Origin of the sequence: Uruburuella suis, from assembly GCF_004341385.1 — a bacterium.
GTDB lineage: Bacteria > Pseudomonadota > Gammaproteobacteria > Burkholderiales > Neisseriaceae > Neisseria > Neisseria suis.
The window spans coordinates 1-15,856 of sequence record NZ_SLXE01000030.1; the positions used below are offsets into that span (position 1 = coordinate 1).

The 15,856-nt window shown below is 54.9% G+C and carries 14 protein-coding genes; 9 read left to right on the forward strand and 5 right to left on the reverse strand.

What is annotated here, in order from left to right; all coding sequences use genetic code 11:
• Nucleotides 1-809 precede the first annotated feature (809 nt).
• The 4 genes from EV680_RS09850 to EV680_RS09865 all read left to right on the forward strand — a co-directional run bounded on the left by EV680_RS09850 (nt 810) and on the right by EV680_RS09865 (nt 4,503).
• Nucleotides 810-2,306 (forward strand): surface lipoprotein assembly modifier, encoded by a 1,497-nt coding sequence (locus tag EV680_RS09850; RefSeq protein ID WP_132954568.1) that lies wholly within the window; start codon nt 810-812, stop codon nt 2,304-2,306.
• A gap of 69 nt (nt 2,307-2,375) precedes the next feature.
• Entirely contained in the window at nt 2,376-3,149 is a 774-nt protein-coding gene (gene pssA, locus EV680_RS09855) for a CDP-diacylglycerol--serine O-phosphatidyltransferase (protein ID WP_132954569.1), read from the forward strand.
• Nucleotides 3,150-3,262: 113 nt separating this feature from the next.
• The gene (locus tag EV680_RS09860; RefSeq protein WP_132954570.1) at nt 3,263-4,075 is read left to right on the forward strand and encodes a sulfite exporter TauE/SafE family protein; all 813 of its coding nucleotides are present in this window, start codon (nt 3,263-3,265) and stop codon (nt 4,073-4,075) included.
• 104 nt (nt 4,076-4,179) lie between these two features.
• Nucleotides 4,180-4,503: a heavy metal-binding domain-containing protein gene (locus EV680_RS09865; protein ID WP_132954571.1), complete on the forward strand. Its 324-nt coding sequence runs from the start codon at nt 4,180-4,182 to the stop codon at nt 4,501-4,503.
• Nucleotides 4,504-4,955: 452 nt separating this feature from the next.
• On the opposite strand, the gene EV680_RS09870 is transcribed toward EV680_RS09865, so the two are convergent.
• Nucleotides 4,956-5,633, reverse strand: a complete 678-nt coding sequence (locus tag EV680_RS09870) for a sulfite exporter TauE/SafE family protein (RefSeq protein ID WP_132954572.1) — start codon at nt 5,631-5,633, stop codon at nt 4,956-4,958.
• Nucleotides 5,634-5,804: 171 nt separating this feature from the next.
• On the opposite strand from EV680_RS09870, the gene lysM reads away from it, so the two are divergent.
• The 4 genes from lysM to EV680_RS09890 all read left to right on the forward strand — a co-directional run bounded on the left by lysM (nt 5,805) and on the right by EV680_RS09890 (nt 9,476).
• Entirely contained in the window at nt 5,805-6,281 is a 477-nt protein-coding gene (gene lysM / locus EV680_RS09875; RefSeq protein ID WP_132954573.1) for a peptidoglycan-binding protein LysM, read from the forward strand.
• A gap of 301 nt (nt 6,282-6,582) precedes the next feature.
• Nucleotides 6,583-7,596, forward strand: coding sequence for an ABC transporter substrate-binding protein (locus EV680_RS09880; RefSeq protein WP_132954593.1), 1,014 nt, complete (start codon nt 6,583-6,585; stop codon nt 7,594-7,596).
• Between the two features lie 186 nt (nt 7,597-7,782).
• On the forward strand, nt 7,783-8,685 hold the full coding sequence (locus EV680_RS09885) for an ABC transporter permease (RefSeq protein ID WP_132954574.1): 903 nt from the start codon (nt 7,783-7,785) through the stop codon (nt 8,683-8,685).
• The gene (locus EV680_RS09890; RefSeq protein WP_132954575.1) at nt 8,682-9,476 is read left to right on the forward strand and encodes an ABC transporter ATP-binding protein; all 795 of its coding nucleotides are present in this window, start codon (nt 8,682-8,684) and stop codon (nt 9,474-9,476) included. Before EV680_RS09885 ends, EV680_RS09890 begins: the two co-directional genes overlap by 4 nt.
• A 192-nt stretch (nt 9,477-9,668) precedes the next feature.
• On the opposite strand, the gene EV680_RS09895 is transcribed toward EV680_RS09890, so the two are convergent.
• The 4 genes from EV680_RS09895 to EV680_RS09910 form a co-directional block, all read right to left on the reverse strand.
• Nucleotides 9,669-10,181 (reverse strand): hemerythrin domain-containing protein, encoded by a 513-nt coding sequence (locus tag EV680_RS09895; protein WP_132954594.1) that lies wholly within the window; start codon nt 10,179-10,181, stop codon nt 9,669-9,671.
• Between the two features lie 399 nt (nt 10,182-10,580).
• Nucleotides 10,581-11,351, reverse strand: a complete 771-nt coding sequence (locus EV680_RS09900; RefSeq protein WP_132954576.1) for an MOSC domain-containing protein — start codon at nt 11,349-11,351, stop codon at nt 10,581-10,583.
• 130 nt (nt 11,352-11,481) lie between these two features.
• Entirely contained in the window at nt 11,482-12,051 is a 570-nt protein-coding gene (azu, locus tag EV680_RS09905) for an azurin (protein WP_132954577.1), read from the reverse strand.
• A gap of 253 nt (nt 12,052-12,304) precedes the next feature.
• Nucleotides 12,305-12,724, reverse strand: coding sequence for a DciA family protein (locus EV680_RS09910; RefSeq protein WP_132954578.1), 420 nt, complete (start codon nt 12,722-12,724; stop codon nt 12,305-12,307).
• A gap of 154 nt (nt 12,725-12,878) precedes the next feature.
• On the opposite strand from EV680_RS09910, the gene secA reads away from it, so the two are divergent.
• Nucleotides 12,879-15,626: a preprotein translocase subunit SecA gene (gene secA / locus EV680_RS09915; protein ID WP_132954579.1), complete on the forward strand. Its 2,748-nt coding sequence runs from the start codon at nt 12,879-12,881 to the stop codon at nt 15,624-15,626.
• Nucleotides 15,627-15,856 lie beyond the last annotated feature (230 nt).

Sequence of the window (15,856 nt, forward strand, 5' to 3'; positions counted from 1 at the left end):
TGGCGAGTTTGATAAAATCATGCTCGGTGAGTTGGTGGTTTTTTGGGGTCAGTTTAGGCATGGGGCGATTATAGCTTATTTATTTTTATTGGTATCAGACGGCCTTTGCCGGCTTTCGATGTAGGTCGGATACTCGTATCCGACGCTGGCGCGCAAGCACAAGGCTGGAGACCGACCGATGCAAAACGCCCGTTCTGTCGCTCCTGCGCAGGCAGGAGCCTAGTTTGGTGCACTATTTCAGTTGTCGGATGGCTAGGTATAGTGGAATGCATAAAAAAAGTGACGCAACGGGTAGGTTGGGTTGAAAACCCAACAAGCCCCCAGGCCGTCTGAAACGTTGGGTTTATCAACCCAACCTACGCCGTTATAGAGCATAGTTTTGTATCACTTTTTCTTACATTCACTATATTATCAAACGAGAATAATCAAATATTTGATTTTATAGATAATTGATTATTTTCGGAAATGTGCGAGACAAGCAAAGCGCTGCTTTGCACTGAGCACCCGCCTGCACGGGTGCGGCAGATATTTGGTTTTGTAAAAGCCTTGGGTTATATGGTTTTGGCCTTGCCGGCCAAATGTCGGATTCGAGAATCCGACCTACGGCTGTTGTCCGACGGCCTTTATCGGCTTTCGATGTAGGTCGGATACTCGTATCCGACGCTTGTGCGCAAGCGCAAGAATGTTTTTGTTTTGGCTGCTTGCGCCAAGCTTTCAGACGGCCTGTTTTCAGAAATAAAAGGTATACCGCAAAAGGCTTTGTTTTGCGTGTGGCCGCCATATCTCATCAACGGATTAAATATAAACACATGAATCATAAAAAATTATTGCCCGCCATATTGGCCGCTTTCTGCCTGCCCGCTTGGGCGGATACGCCGCCGCCTGAGCCGCGCACCGAGCCTGAGCTGCGTTTGCGCACGGCGCAGCCGCAGCGCTCTGATGCACAGCAAAGCGCCTTGGTCGAAGAGGCGCAGGCGCAAAGCCGTGTGGTGCAGGTGAATGCTGAAACGCTGCTGGCCAATCCGGAATTGCTCTCGCGCGCGATGGTGTCGGCGTTGGCGGCGCAAAATATCGCCGGCATCAAAGTGTTGCTGCCTATTTACACGCAATGGCCGCAACACGATGCCGGCTTGGCCAAATTCGCCCGTGCCACGGTGGCGCAGGCCGAAGGGCGCTCGGGCGAGGCGGTTAAGCTTTATCGCGAGCTGATTGCGGCCGAACCCGATTCATCGGCGGTGCGCATGCGGCTGGCGCAGGCCTTGTTTGAAGACCAGCAAAACGAAGCGGCGGCCGATCAGTTTGACCGTCTGCAAAGCGAGCCGCTGCCCGAAGCCGCGCGTGAAATGGTGGCGCAATATCGAGATGCCTTGCGCAAGCGCGATTCGTGGCAATTTTATGCCGGCATCAATGTGAGCCGCGAGCAAAACATCAATCAGGCGCCAAAGCAGCAGCGCTTGGGCGCTTATCTGAGCGAAGCGCAGTGCGAAGCGGTGCGCGCGCAGCCGGGTGGTGCTGATGACGATTGCTGGCGCGGCTGGACGTTTGATGCGCCGATTGATGCGTTGGGCATCAATTATCAGGCCGGGGTGGAGAAAAAATGGTCGCTCAGCGGCGGCTGGTATGCCAAAGCTTCGGCCGATGGTTATGGCAAATATTACCCTGATTACGGGCGCTATAACGACACCACCGTGCGCATTTCTGCCGGCGCGGGCTATGCCGACCAGCGCACCGATACCGGCCTGATGCCGTTTCACGAGCGGCGCATCTATGGCAACGATGCCTATAGCTACACCAACGGCGCACGCTTTTATTGGAACCGCTGGCACACGCCGCGCCTGCAGAGCCTCACCGCGCTGGAAATCGGCCGTCTGAAAAATATGCAGCGCGCGCGCAGCGATATCGACAGCCGCTTAGCCAGCGGCTCGTTGGTGTTTTATACCAATGCCCGCCAATATTGGCTGTGGGGCTTGGATTTTTATCAAGAGCGTAACGGCCATGCGCAGAGCGACAATTTCAACCGCTACGGCGGCCGCGCTGCGTGGGGGCAGGAATGGCCCAAAGGCATTTCCACCCGCGTGCAGGCGGGCTTGGCGCAGCGGCATTATCAAACGGCGAGTTTTTTCAGCGATGGGGAAAAACGGCGCGACACCGAGTGGAACACGTCATTATCGTTATGGCACCGCGCCCTGCATTTCGGCGGCATCACCCCGCGGCTCACCGTGGCTTATTACCGCAACAACAGCAACGATGCTTTTTATGAATACGACAAATTGCGCACTTTTATCGAATTCAACAAAACATTTTAATGCCCTGATATGCGGTATAATCGATTGCTTGATTGAAAAGGCCGTCTGAAACGGCTGCACGGAAAAATTATGGATATTGCACCGGATCCGGGCGCACGCCCCGGCGGCAGAGCGCTGTTGCGGCAAAACAGCATTTATCTGTTGCCCAATTCGTTTACCATTGCGGCTTTGTTTGCCGCCTTTTACGCCATCACCCAGGCAATGCACAACCAGTTTGAAACAGCGGCGATTGCGGTGTTTATTGCCATGCTGCTCGATGGTATGGATGGGCGCGTGGCGCGCTGGACCAACAGCCAAAGCGCTTTTGGCGAGCAGCTCGACAGCCTGGCCGATATGGTGAGCTTCGGCGTGGCGCCGGCTTTGATTGCCTATAAATGGCAGCTTTTCCAATTCGGCAAGCTGGGCTATTCGGTGGCGTTTATCTATTGCGCCTGCGCCGCTTTGCGCTTGGCTTTGTTCAACACCATGATAGGCAAGGTGGAGAAGCGCTGGTTTATCGGCATTCCCAGCCCCGCCGCCGCCGCGCTGATTGTGGGTATGATTTGGGTGAACCACAGCTACGAGCGCTTGCCGGCGGTGGAGTGGCTGTGTTTGCTGGTGACGCTGTTTGCCGGTTTGTCGATGGTGGTGCAGATTCCGTTTTGGAGCTTCAAAGAAATCAACGTGCGCCGCAAAGTGCCTTTTGTGGCGATGATTGCCGCCATGCTGGTGTTGCTGGTGGTGGCGATGGAACCCTCGCTGATTTTATTTTTGTTTTTCCTGGGCTATAGCTTGTCGGGCTATATTATGTTTGGCTGGCGCCGTCTCAAACGGCGGCAGCGGCAGGCAAAAGCCCAAAAATAAACCACAGCCGCTTTGCTGCAAAGCGGCTTTTTTGCTGTTTGAAACATGAGTTGCCTTGAAACATGAGTTTGCCCGATTTTTCAGGGTGGCCGTCTGAAAAAAGAAGCTGTGATATGTGGAATATAGAAATGATTTTGGTGATGCTGGCGGTGGGCAGCATTGCCGGCTTTATCGCCGGCCTGCTCGGCATCGGCGGCGGCATGATTATTGTGCCGGTGGTGTTGTGGGTGTTGCAGATGAAAGGGCTGGGCGGCATCGAGCATGCGCAGCATTTGGCGGTGGGCACATCGTTTGCGATTATGGTGTTTACCACGTTTTCCAGCGTGATGGCGCAGCAGCGCAAGGGCAGCGTGGATTGGGCGGTGGTGCGGCGCATGGCACCGGGCATGGTGGTGGGCGTGATGATTGGCTCGATGCTGGCCAAGCGCCTCTCGAATGAAGCCTTGCAGATATTTTTTATTGTGTTTGTGGTGCTGGTGGCGCTCAAAACCCTAACCGATGCCAAGCCCAAGCCCACGCGCAGCCTGCCGGGGCCGGCGGGGCTGGCGGCGGTGGGCTCGTTGTTTGGCATGGCTTCAAGCTGGGTGGGCATAGGCGGCGGCTCGCTGTCGGTGCCGTTTATGCTTTATTGCAATGTGCCCGTGCGCACTGCCGTGGGCACATCGGCGGGGCTGGCTTGGCCGATTGCCGTGGCCGGCGCCGTGGGCTATCTTTATTCGGGCTGGAATGTGGCCGGCCTGCCTGAGGGCACGTTGGGCTTTTGGTATTTGCCGGCGGTGGCGGTGTTGAGCGTGGCCACCATGCTGTTTGCGCCGCTGGGCGTGAAAGCGGCACACAAGCTGCCGCCGGAAAAGCTCAAGCTCGCTTTCGGCTTGTTGCTGCTGGTGATTGCCGCGCGCATGCTGTGGGGCTTGCTTGCTGCTTGAGTGTTTCAGGCATTTTTGCAAAAAGGCCGTCTGAAAGCGGCTTGAAAAAAGCGCGCCTGCAACCATTTGCCGGCTATCCACTTATTGATCGCAAGGAGCAAACCATGCTGAAAACCACCACGCCCTCGGTTGAGGGCAGAGAAATCGCCGCTTATCTGGATATTGTTGTGGGTGAAGCGATTTTAGGCTCTAATTTTTTTAAAGACATGCTCGGCTCCATCCGCGATGTGGTGGGCGGGCGCTCGGGCGCATACGAGCGCGAAATGCGTAAAGCGCGCGAAACCGCGTTTGCCGAAATGGAAGCGTATGCCAAAAAGCTCGGCGCCGATGCGGTGGTGGGCGTGGACATTGATTATGAGGTGATCGGCCAGAGCGGCTCGATGATGATGATGGTCAGCGTGAGCGGCACGGCCGTGAAATTAAAATAATGTTGTTTGAATAATCATTTAATCAACATGGAAACGCCGTTTGAATCTTTTCAGACGGCCTTTTTTCAGAGCCTCTTTAATTTTTAGGTTTGGGGTAATGCTTAGGGTCTGTTCACAATTCATCTCGTGGCAATCTTTTGGCTCAAAAACGCGCCTGCCGCGTTGAAAATGCTCGCAAGGTGTCCAACCTTGCTGTGCTTTTCGCCTTGCAAGCGCGCTTTTGCGCTCAAAATCTTACGCACGGATGAAATGTGAACAGACCCTAGGCAAGCTCGAAACTTATACCCATTCAAAAAAGTAAGCTGACAAGGCGGAAGCCTGCGACAGTACAGATAGTACGGCAAGGCGAGGCAACGAAGTTAGGTTATTTTTTTGGATTGGTATTATGCGTATGCATGCGTTGCGCTAACTGTACCTACAAACGTTCAGACGGCCTATTGATATGGCGGATTTTAAAATGTGTGGCGCATAAATTGCAGCAATTGCCACAGCGCCCAGCCGGCCACCAGCAGGCCGGCGGCCAGGCGGATGCTGCGGTGCTGCAAAAAGCTTTTCAATTGCCCCGCAAAAAAGCCCATCGCCAATAAATTGGGCAAAGTGCCCAGCGCAAAAGCCAGCATATAAAGGCCGCCTTGCGCGGCGCTGCCGCTGCCGAGTGCATAAAGCGAAGCGCTGTAAACCAGGCCGCAGGGCAGCCAGCCCCACAATAAGCCCACGCCGAAGCAGGCGGGCACCGACTGTATCGGCAAAAGCCTGCCCAAAAGCGGGTTTAAGCGCCGCCACACCGGCCGCCCCAAGCTTTCCACTTTGGTGGCAAGAGTGGAGAGGCCGGCCAGATAAAGCCCCAAAAAAAGCAGCAACACATTGGCCGCCACAAACAAACCGTTTTGCAGCCAGCGGGTTTGGTCGAGCGAAATGCCGATTTGGCCGAGCAGCCCTAAAAGCACGCCGATAGTGATGTAGCTGCTGATGCGGCCGGCGTTCAAAAGTACAATCAACCAAAAGCGCTTGATGTGCGGCGGCAATTGCAGGGCAAACGCGCTCGATAAGCCGCCGCACATGCCCACGCAATGGCCGCCGCCGAAAAAGCCGATCAGAAAAAGGGTAAGCAAAGTGATGTCGCCGCTCATGATGCCGTGCCGGAAAAAAGTAAGGGCATTGTAGCAATAATGCGGCGGGCGCGGCGGCATTTTGTAAAACAAGGTAATACTCTGCCCGCGCTGCTTGCCAAGCCTCATGGCCGATAAGATGATGCAAAGAGCCGGTGCGCCGGAATCGTTTAATTATCAGGAGTGGAAACCATGGGTTTGTTTAGCTTTATTAAAAATGCAGGCGAGAAGCTGTTTGGCAAAGATGAAAAAGAAGTGGCCGCGGCTGCCGCTGCGAATGTGGAAGATTTAAACAGCAAAGCTTCTGCCGCCATCCAAACATATATCGAAAAACAAAATCTGGGCCTCACCGGCTTGGCCGTGGCTTTTGACGGTGCCAGCGGCAAAGTTACCCTCAGCGGCTCGGCGCCCTCGCAAGAAGCGGCCGAAAAAGCCGTGTTGGCGGCCGGCAACGTTACCGGCGTGTCGGATGTGGACAACAAGCTGGTTTTCCCCGCTGCTGCCGAAGCGCGCTATCACGATGTGGTGAGCGGCGACACTTTGTCGGCCATTTCCAAAAAATACTATGGTGATGCCAATAAATACATGAAAATTTTTGAAGCCAACAAGCCGATGTTGAGCAACCCCGATAAGATTTATCCGGGTCAAAAATTGCGTATTCCCGAGTAATCAGCGGTTTAAGCGTTAATGAAATCAAGAGGCCGTCTGAATGTTTCAGACGGCCTTGTTGTATGTGCAATAACCATATTCGGGCGAATAGGGTGCCGGTTTGGCAGTTAAAATATTCAAGCTTGAATGGTTTGAAATATAAAGCGCCGAAAAGGCGCGGTGGCTTGATATTTAATGTTTTAAAAACTGTTTTTGGTATGGTATTTACATGCCTTTACGAAGTGCATTTTCCCGTTTTTTCCCCTAAGATTAGCACCATCTGCCACAACGGCTGCACCCCAAACGAGAGATGACCATGATCATGCAACAATCTGTAAAATTTCCCCTCGCCATCATGGCCGCCATGCTTTTGGCCGCCTGCTCGCCTGCCGAACAAAAAGCTGCCGCGCCGACAGCATCTGAGGCGGCACCGGCTGCGGCTGATGTGAAAAAAGTGGCGATTACCGCCATTGTGGAACATCCGGCGCTGGACAATGTGCGCCAAGGCGTGCTGGAAGAATTGAAAGCACAAGGCTTTGAAGAGGGCAAGAATCTGCAAGTCGATTTTCAAAGCGCGCAAGGCAGCACCGCCACCGCCGGCCAGATTGCCAAGAAATTTGCCGGTGACAAGCCCGATGTGATTGTGGCCATTGCCACGCCGAGCGCGCAATCGGTGGTGGCCGCCACCAAGTCGATTCCGGTGGTGTTTGCCGCCGTTACCGACCCTGTGGCCGCCAAGCTGGTGAGCAGCTGGGAAGCCTCCAAAACCAATGTCACCGGCGTGTCGGACGAGCTGCCGCTCTCGCCGCAAATCGATTTGATGAAAAAAATTGTGCCCACGCTCAAATCGGTGGGTTATGTGTATAGCCCCGGCGAAGTGAATTCCACCGTGGTGCTGGAGCAGCTGAAAACGGAATTGGGCAAGCAAGGCATCGAAGTGGCCGCCGCGCCGGCGCAACGCAGCGCCGATGTGCCCACAGCTGCCCGCAGCCTCAAAGGCAAAGCCGATTTGATTTATACCTCGCTCGATAATAATGTGGTGGCGGCTTATGAATCGCTTTATAAAGTGGCGGTGGAAAACAAGCTGCCGCTGGTGGCTTCCGACACCGATTCGGTCAAGCGCGGGGCGGTGGCGGCGCTGGGCGTGAATTATCGCGATATGGGCAAGAAAACCGGTGAAATCGTGGCGCGTATTTTGAAAGGCGAAGCGCCGGGCGATATTGCTCCCTCGCGCATGGATAAGCTGGATTTGATTGTGAGCAAGAAAAATGCCGCCGAAGAAGGGGTGACCTTGTCGGAAGAGGTGTTGAAAGAAGCGGCCGAAGTGCAGGAATAAGGCTGCGGCTGAGCTAGGATACCCTAGGCTTTGTTTGCGGCTTATCAAATGGCAAGTTTGTTTATGACTCAAATCTTGAGCGCAGATGAAAAGCAAACAGTGCCTCAGGCCGTCTGAAAGGTTTCAGACGGCCTATTTGATAAAACATATTAAATAACAAAATATCAACAATAAAAAGAAAGCATTATGTCTATCGAAGCTTTATTCGGCGCTTTTGAAAGCGGCCTGATTTATGCGCTGGTGGCGCTGGGGGTGCTGATTTCTTTCCGCATTCTCGATTTTCCCGATCTCACTGCCGATGGCAGCTTTCCGCTGGGCGGCGCGGTGGCGGCGGTGTGCATTGTCAACGGCATCAATCCGTGGCTGGCCTGCGCTGCGGGCATGGCTGCCGGCGCGTGCGCCGGTGTGGTGACGGCGTGGTTGCATGTGTCGTTGAAAATTTTGCAGCTTTTGGCCAGCATTTTGGTGATGGTGGCGCTTTATTCGGTCAACCTCAGAATCATGGGCGCGCCCAATGTGCCGCTGATCGGTGAGCAAACCGTGTTCACACCGTTTGTGGCTGCCGATTTCAGCAACCAATTTTGGGTGCAGCCGCTGATTATTTTGGGCTTTGTTATCGCCGCCAAGCTCTTGCTCGATTGGTTTTTCTCCACCGAAGCGGGTTTGAGCATGCGCGCCACAGGTGCCAACGGCCGCATGGCGCGCGCGCAAGGTGTGGGCACTTCTAAAATGATCATTATCGGCATGGCTCTGTCGAATGCGCTGATTGCCTTGGGCGGTGCGCTGTTTGTGCAAACCCAGGGCGGGGCGGATATTTCCATCGGCGTGGGCACGATTGTGATCGGTTTGGCGGCGGTGATTATCGGCGAAACCCTGCTGCCGAGCAAACGCATCTGGATGGTGGTGTTGTCCGTGATTGTCGGCGCGGTGCTCTACCGCCTCTTTATCGCGCTGGCGCTGGGCAGCGACACCTTGCGCGGTATCGGTTTCGGTCCGCAGGATTTAAACCTGCTCACTGCAATTTTGGTGGTGATCGCCTTGCGCATGCCTTATATCAAACGCTGGCTGCAAAGGAAAAAAACATCATGATGCGCGCCGAAAACCTCAAAATCACCTTCAACCCCGGCACGCCGATTGAAAACCCTGCTTTGCGCGGCATGAGCTTGAGCATTGCCGATGGCGAATTTGTGACCGTAATCGGCAGCAACGGCGCGGGCAAATCCACTTTTCTCAATGCCATCAGCGGCGATTTGGCGGTGGATAGCGGCATCATCTGCATCGACAACCAAGACGTTACCCGATTGCCTGCACACAAACGGGCCCATTTGGTGGCGCGCGTGTTTCAAGACCCGATGGCCGGCACTTGCGAAGCCTTGAGCATAGAAGAAAACATGGCTTTGGCGTATAAGCGCGGTCAAAAGCGCAGCTTGGGTTTGGCGCTCAACAAAAGCACACGCGAATTTTTCCGCGAAAAATTATCGCTGCTGAAGCTGGGGTTGGAAAACCGCCTCACCGACCGCATGGGGCTGCTTTCCGGCGGCCAGCGCCAGGCCGTGAGCCTGCTGATGGCCAGCCTGCAACCGAGCAAAATCCTGCTGCTCGATGAGCACACCGCCGCACTCGACCCGAAAACCGCCGCTTTTGTGCTGGATTTGACCGACCGCATCATCCATGAAAACAAACTCACCGCCATGATGGTGACCCACTCAATGCGCCAAGCGCTCGACCACGGCAGCCGCACGGTGATGCTGCACCAAGGGCAGGTGGTGCTGGATGTGCACGGCGATAAACGCGCGGGCATGGATGTGGCCGATTTGCTGGCTATGTTTGAGCAAACCCGTGGCGAAAAAGTGTCGGATGATGCTTTATTGTTGGGTTAGGGTTGAAAGCGTGGCAATGAAAGAGAATGAGGCCGTCTGAAAACCTATTTCAGACGGCCTCTTTCAGACGGCCTCTTATTGTTGTATTGCAGATGCGCACAGCCCGTGTATCGTTTAAAGCGAAGGCCGTCTGAAACCTTAATATTCGGGCTTGTTTGGGATTTGCAGCGGCGTTTGCATGGATGGCCGAGGCTAAGTGCTGCGCCTTCTTGCCGCCATATTGCGGCCGATTTCGGCCAGTTTTTGCGGCGGTATTTTTTGCTTGCCCAGCGCAAACAGGGCTTCTTCGATTTCTAAATGCACATCATAAGCGGCGGTGAAGCGGGCCAATATTTCGCCATCGGGCATGTGGCCGGCATGTTCGTGCAGTTTGTCGAATTCGGTTTGCACCGCCGCCCAGTTGGCATGTAGGTTTTCATGCTGGCGCAAAAGCTCGTCAATATCGGCTTTTGCTTCGGGCGCGTATTGCAGCAGCAGCGGGAAAAAATCGTTTTCTTCGTCTTGATGGTGCAAGGGCGCGGCCACGTTGAAATATTGGCTGATTTGGCGGATGGTTTGCAACACAATGTCGTTGCGGCCGTGTTCGGCGATATAGCCCGGAAGCAGCCGGGTTTGCCCGCAAAAGCGGCGCACTTTGTCGTGGCAGGCATAGAGCATTTCTATCGGCTCGGCAAAAGTGGTGCTGCGGGTGTCAAACGGATTGATCAGATTCATGATGCGGCTCCTAGGGTATCCTGACATTTCGATTTATGGGTGTATTTCGCCCCTGAAAACGCATCTGCTGCGTTAAAAAGCCTCGTAATAGCAATCCAAAAAAATAACCTGACTTCGTTGTCTCGCCTTGCCGTACTATCTTTACTGTCGCAGGCTCGCTGCCTTGTTAGCTTACTTTTTTGAATGGGTATAAGGTGTCCAACCTTGCTGTGTTTTTTGCCTTGCATCTGCACTTTCAGGAACAAAATCCCTCTCATAAAAACGAAATGTTAGGACGCCTTGGCGGCTTATGGTTTCAGACGGCCTTGGGTTTGTTTGCATTTCGTCCGCGAGTAAGGCTTTGAGCCGAATTGCTGCATGAAGAATGGTGCGCAGACGCCGGTTTTACAATCAACGAATCACGGTTACTTCATCGCCCAAATGCACTTGGCCGCTGTTGCGCGCAATCATATTGATGCCGAAGCAGGCCTTATGGGTGAGTGCGAGCGTGGCCAATGGTTGCTGCTGCGGGTGTTTTTGGCCGCTGTGCAAATCCACCGTGGTCATCACGCAGCGCACGCAAGGCTTGAAAAGCTCGAATTCGACGGCGCCGATGCGGATAATGCGCCAGCGGTCTTCTTCATAAGCTTCGCGGCCGTCTATCACCAAGTTGGGGCGGAAGCGGCGCATTTCCACCGCCTCTTCAAGCTGGCTGTTGAGCAGGGTAAGCGAGGCGTTGCTGGTGAGCAGATAAGGCGCGCCATCGGCAAATGAAAGCGGGGTTTGCGCAAACGAGAGCACGCGCCGGCTCGGGTTGCCGAGGTAATAAAGGCGGCAGGCCACGCCCAGCTGCTGCGAGAGCCATTCATCGGTGCTGCTGCTGCCGTGCCGGGCTTCGAAGCGATCTTTCCACACCGCCACTTCTGCCGCTTGGGTGAATTCATGGTGGTACACGCGGCGGCGGCTGCCGTCGGGCGCGGTAAGCGTGAGGCCGTCTGAATGCGGCTCTGCCTGCCACAGCAGCATATGCGGCAGCTTGCGCGCGGTGAGAAACATGCCGTCAGGCGTGGCCACCAGCCATTCGCGGTCGTGCGGCATGCCGGCGTGGCGGATATCGGCGGCTTCGGCGTTGAGGCCGCGCATGGATTTTACGGGATAATAAACGATTTCGGTCAGTTGCATGGCAAGCTTTCAGACGGCCTTGGGCAGATGGAATATCATAACGCAAAGTGTTTGGACGGGTAAGGCCGTCTGAACATTTCGGCCATAAAAAAGGCCTGCATCAGCAGGCCTTTGGCAGATTGGGTGTGGCTTAATCCACCAAATTCACGTTGCCGCGCATCATGGCGATGTGGCCGGGGAATGAGCAGAAAAACTCATATTTGTTGCCGGCTGCGAATTTGCTGGTGTCGATGGTGATGGAGGTTTCTTCGCCGCCGCCGATCAGTTTGGTGTGGGCAACAATGCGCGGATCATCGGCTTTAACAAAATCGTTGTCCACGCCGGCAGCGGCGCCTTCTTTATCCACGGCATCCACGTCTTCGGTTTTGGTGATCACGATGTTGTGACCCATGGCCGCTTTGGGCATTTTGCCGACGTGTTTCAGGGTGATGGTGAAGGTTTTGCAGGCTTTGCTGATGTTGATGTCGGCGGTGTCGAATTTCATGGCATCGTCTGAAGACACAACGGTAGAGCAGGCTTCATCCACGGCAGCGGCCGGTGCGGCTTCGGAGGCGGCCGCTGCAGAGGCTTCGGCAGCCGGAGCGGATGCGGTGGCAGAAGCGGCCGCCGGTGCGGTGTCGGCGGCAGGTTTTGCGGGCTCTTGCGAGCAGGCGCTCAGGGCGATAGCAGCTGTGGAAATCAGCGCCAAATATGCTTTCATGAAAAACTCCTTGTGATGAATGTTGCGGCACCATTAGGCGGCAAACTTGTTGAAGCTTGTGCCGAAGCGCCGTTTGTTGGTGTGTTCGTGCGCCATGCGCTCGAAACGTGTTGCACAGTATGCGGCGGATGAAGTGTGCAAACGTTGTGCTACATCAATGTTTATACACAAATTTATCGTGTTGGGCAAGAAATAATGATTTTAGATGAATGTTTTGCTATGGCTCGGCAGGCGGGTGAAACGTGGGCACGCCTTATTTGCGGTGGCGGCTCACCAAGCGTTGCAGCGCTTCGGCCAATTCGGGATGGTGTTGCAATTGTTGTGCGGAATCATCCAGCGTGTCGAGCGCCGTTTTGCTCAGGCGCAGGCGGTTTTCGCGCGGCGCGGCCGGCGGCTTGGGCACGATTTTGGTGCGCACTTCGATAATGCTGTGGTCGAGCTGCTGCACTTGCGCGAGCAGACCGGGCAGAATCATGCGCAGGCGGGAAGCGGCCATATTGTTGGCGGCCAAAAGGATTAAGCAGCCGTTGTCGATGCAGGCCGTCTGGAAATGGGGGCGCAGGTTGGCCGGCAAAATCTGCTTAACTTGCGCATCCAGCCGCTGCCAGTAATGCGCGCTGCGCAGCAAATTGGCCAAATGCGGATCTTGCTTGCCTAAATGATCGAGATTCATGGTTCAGACGGCCTTTGCAGAAAAGGAACGCGCTTGGCTTGAAATCGGCAAAACCATCGTTATATCTGACGGCATTGTCACCTTATCAAACGGCTTGTGTTAGAATTCGGGGTTAATTGCCTTCTTATTTTACCTCAGGCGCAGGGAATCATACATGCTTACTAATTTAGCCAAGAAAGTTTTTGGCAGCCGCAACGACCGTCTGCTCAAACAATATCGTAAAACCGTCGCTAAAATCAATGCTCGCGAAGCCGAGATCCAGGCGCTCAGCGATGAAGCGCTGCAAGCCAAAACCGCAGAATTCAAACAACGCCTGGCCAATGGCGCCACGCTCGAGAGCATGCTCGAAGAGGCTTTTGCCGTGTGCCGCGAAGCCAGCCGCCGTGTGTTGGGTATGCGCCATTTTGATGTGCAGCTGATTGGCGGCATGGTGCTGCATGAGGGCAAAATCGCCGAAATGCGCACCGGCGAGGGCAAAACGTTGGTGGCCACGCTGCCGGTGTATCTCAATGCGCTGGTCGGCAAAGGCGTGCATGTGGTAACGGTAAACGATTATCTGGCCGGGCGCGATGCGGGCATTATGGAGCCACTCTATAATTTTCTCGGCCTCAGCGTGGGTGTGATTGTGAGCGAGATGGAGCCTTTTTTCCGCCAAAGCGCCTACAATGCCGACATCACGTATGGCACCAACAACGAATTTGGCTTTGATTATCTGCGCGACAATATGGTAACCGACCAATACGACAAAGTGCAGCGCGCACTCACATTTGCCGTGGTGGATGAAGTGGATTCGATTCTGATCGACGAAGCACGCACGCCGCTGATTATTTCCGGCCAAGCCGATGACAACGTGCAGCTTTATCAAGTGATGAACACCGTGCCCGCCATGCTTGTGCGCCAGGAAACAGAAGAGGGCGAGGGCGATTATTGGGTGGATGAAAAAGCCCACACCGTGCTTTTGAGCGAGAGCGGTCATGAGCGCGCCGAAGAAATTCTGGTGCAAATGGGTTTGCTCAAAGAAGGCGATTCGCTTTATTCCACCGGCAACATCATGCTGATGCACCATTTAATGGCCGCCTTGCGCGCACACAGCCTGTTTCACAAAGACCAACACTATGTGATTCAAGACGGCGAAATCGTGATTGTGGATGAATTCACCGGTCGTCTGATGAGCGGGCGCCGCTGGTCGGAAGGCCTGCACCAGGCGGTAGAAGCCAAAGAAGGCGTGGACATCAAACGCGAAAACCAAACGCTGGCTTCCATCACCTTCCAAAACTACTTCCGCTTATATGACAAATTGGCCGGCATGACCGGCACGGCCGACACCGAAGCGTTTGAATTCCAAAGTATCTACGGCTTGGAAACCGTGATTATTCCCACCAACCGGCCGATGCAGCGCAAAGACGCCAACGACCAGATTTTCCGCACCGCCGAAGAAAAATACGAAGCCGTGGTGGCCGACATCAAGCGCTGCCATGAAGCCGGCCAGCCCGTGCTGGTGGGCACCACCAGCATTGAAAACTCAGAATTGGTGGCCAAGCTGCTGAATCAGCAAGGTTTGCCGCACAATGTGTTGAATGCCAAAGAGCACGAGCGCGAGGCTTTGATTGTGGCGCAAGCCGGCAAAGCGGGCATGATTACCGTGGCCACCAATATGGCCGGCCGCGGCACCGATATCGTGTTGGGTGGCAATGTGCAGCATCAAAGCCATGCCATCAATGCCGATGAGAGCCTCAGCGAAGAAGAAAAAGCCCGCCGCATTGCCGATTTGGAAAACGGCTGGGAAGCCGAGCATGAAAAAGTGCTGGCCGCCGGCGGCCTGCACATAATCGGCACCGAGCGCCACGAGAGCCGCCGTATCGACAACCAGCTGCGCGGCCGTGCCGGCCGCCAGGGCGACCCCGGCTCCAGCCGCTTTTATCTTTCATTTGAAGATCCGCTCTTGCGCCTGTTTGCGCTCGACCGCGCCGCCGCCATTCTCAACCGCTTGGCACCGGAGCGCGGCGTGGCCATCGAGCACGGCCTGCTCACCCGCCAAATCGAAGGCGCACAACGCAAAGTGGAAGGCCGCAACTTCGATATGCGCAAACAAGTGCTGGAATACGATGACGTGGCCAACGACCAGCGCAAAGTGATCTATCATCAGCGCAACGAAATCCTGACCAGCAAAGAAGTGACCGATTTGGCCAAAGACATCCGCGAAGAAGTGGTGGGCGACTTGGTTGATCTGCACATGCCGCCCGACAGCATGGAAGAGCAATGGGATCTGCCTGCATTGGAAGCGCAGCTTGCCGGCGAATTCAGAGTGCATGCCGATATCCAGGGCTGGCTGAAAGCAGAAAACACGCTGGATAACCAAGAAGTCAAAGCGCGCCTGATCGCCCAAGTGGAGCAGGAATATGCTGAAAAAGTGGCCGTGGTGGGCGAGCAAACCATGAGCGGCTTTGAGCGCAATGTGATGCTGCAAGTGATCGACAGCAACTGGCGCGAACATTTGGCGGCCATGGATTATCTGCGTCAAGGCATCCATCTGCGCGGCTACGCACAGAAAAATCCCAAGCAAGAATACAAGCGCGAAGCATTCGCCATGTTTGAAAGCCTGTGGAGCGGCATCAAACACAATATCGCCACGCTGCTGACTTCTGTGCAGATTGAGCGCAACGAAGATGCCGTGATGGAGCAAACGCCGGTAGAAATGCAGGCTGTGCACTCCGGTGCACCGGCGATGACCGATGTGTTGGGCGAATCGCGCACCGATTTGGCCACCGAAGCATTTGACCCGACCGGCAACGATTTCAGCCCCGAAACGCTGGCCGCCCAAGGCCGCTCGGTGCACCGCAATGATCCCTGCCCCTGCGGCAGCGGGTTGAAATACAAACATTGCCACGGCAAATTGTCTTGAGCTTCAGACGGCCTTGATGCCAAAAGCCCCATTTCGCAGAGTCTGCAGAATGGGGCTTTTTATGGCTGCCAAATTTAGGATGCCGTATAGAACAACGCAGTATGCGTTCCGCCACAACAGAGTAGGGTGTGATTAGTTGCGTTTTGGCGGCGTAATCGTATACGCATGCGACAAGGCGTGTTTCGCAACAGTCAAAGAGGCCGTTTGAAATGCCAAAGTTTCAGACGGCC

What these genes read in the sequence shown, in the direction of transcription:
- EV680_RS09850 (WP_132954568.1), top strand. Translation starts at nt 810, where the DNA reads ATGAATCATAAAAAATTATTGCCCGCCATATTGGCCGCTTTCTGCCTG.
- pssA (WP_132954569.1), top strand. Translation starts at nt 2,376, where the DNA reads ATGGATATTGCACCGGATCCGGGCGCACGCCCCGGCGGCAGAGCGCTG.
- EV680_RS09860 (WP_132954570.1), top strand. Translation starts at nt 3,263, where the DNA reads ATGTGGAATATAGAAATGATTTTGGTGATGCTGGCGGTGGGCAGCATT.
- EV680_RS09865 (WP_132954571.1), top strand. Translation starts at nt 4,180, where the DNA reads ATGCTGAAAACCACCACGCCCTCGGTTGAGGGCAGAGAAATCGCCGCT.
- EV680_RS09870 (WP_132954572.1), bottom strand. Translation starts at nt 5,633, where the DNA reads ATGAGCGGCGACATCACTTTGCTTACCCTTTTTCTGATCGGCTTTTTC.
- lysM (WP_132954573.1), top strand. Translation starts at nt 5,805, where the DNA reads ATGGGTTTGTTTAGCTTTATTAAAAATGCAGGCGAGAAGCTGTTTGGC.
- EV680_RS09880 (WP_132954593.1), top strand. Translation starts at nt 6,583, where the DNA reads ATGCAACAATCTGTAAAATTTCCCCTCGCCATCATGGCCGCCATGCTT.
- EV680_RS09885 (WP_132954574.1), top strand. Translation starts at nt 7,783, where the DNA reads ATGTCTATCGAAGCTTTATTCGGCGCTTTTGAAAGCGGCCTGATTTAT.
- EV680_RS09890 (WP_132954575.1), top strand. Translation starts at nt 8,682, where the DNA reads ATGATGCGCGCCGAAAACCTCAAAATCACCTTCAACCCCGGCACGCCG.
- EV680_RS09900 (WP_132954576.1), bottom strand. Translation starts at nt 11,351, where the DNA reads ATGCAACTGACCGAAATCGTTTATTATCCCGTAAAATCCATGCGCGGC.
- azu (WP_132954577.1), bottom strand. Translation starts at nt 12,051, where the DNA reads ATGAAAGCATATTTGGCGCTGATTTCCACAGCTGCTATCGCCCTGAGC.
- EV680_RS09910 (WP_132954578.1), bottom strand. Translation starts at nt 12,724, where the DNA reads ATGAATCTCGATCATTTAGGCAAGCAAGATCCGCATTTGGCCAATTTG.
- secA (WP_132954579.1), top strand. Translation starts at nt 12,879, where the DNA reads ATGCTTACTAATTTAGCCAAGAAAGTTTTTGGCAGCCGCAACGACCGT.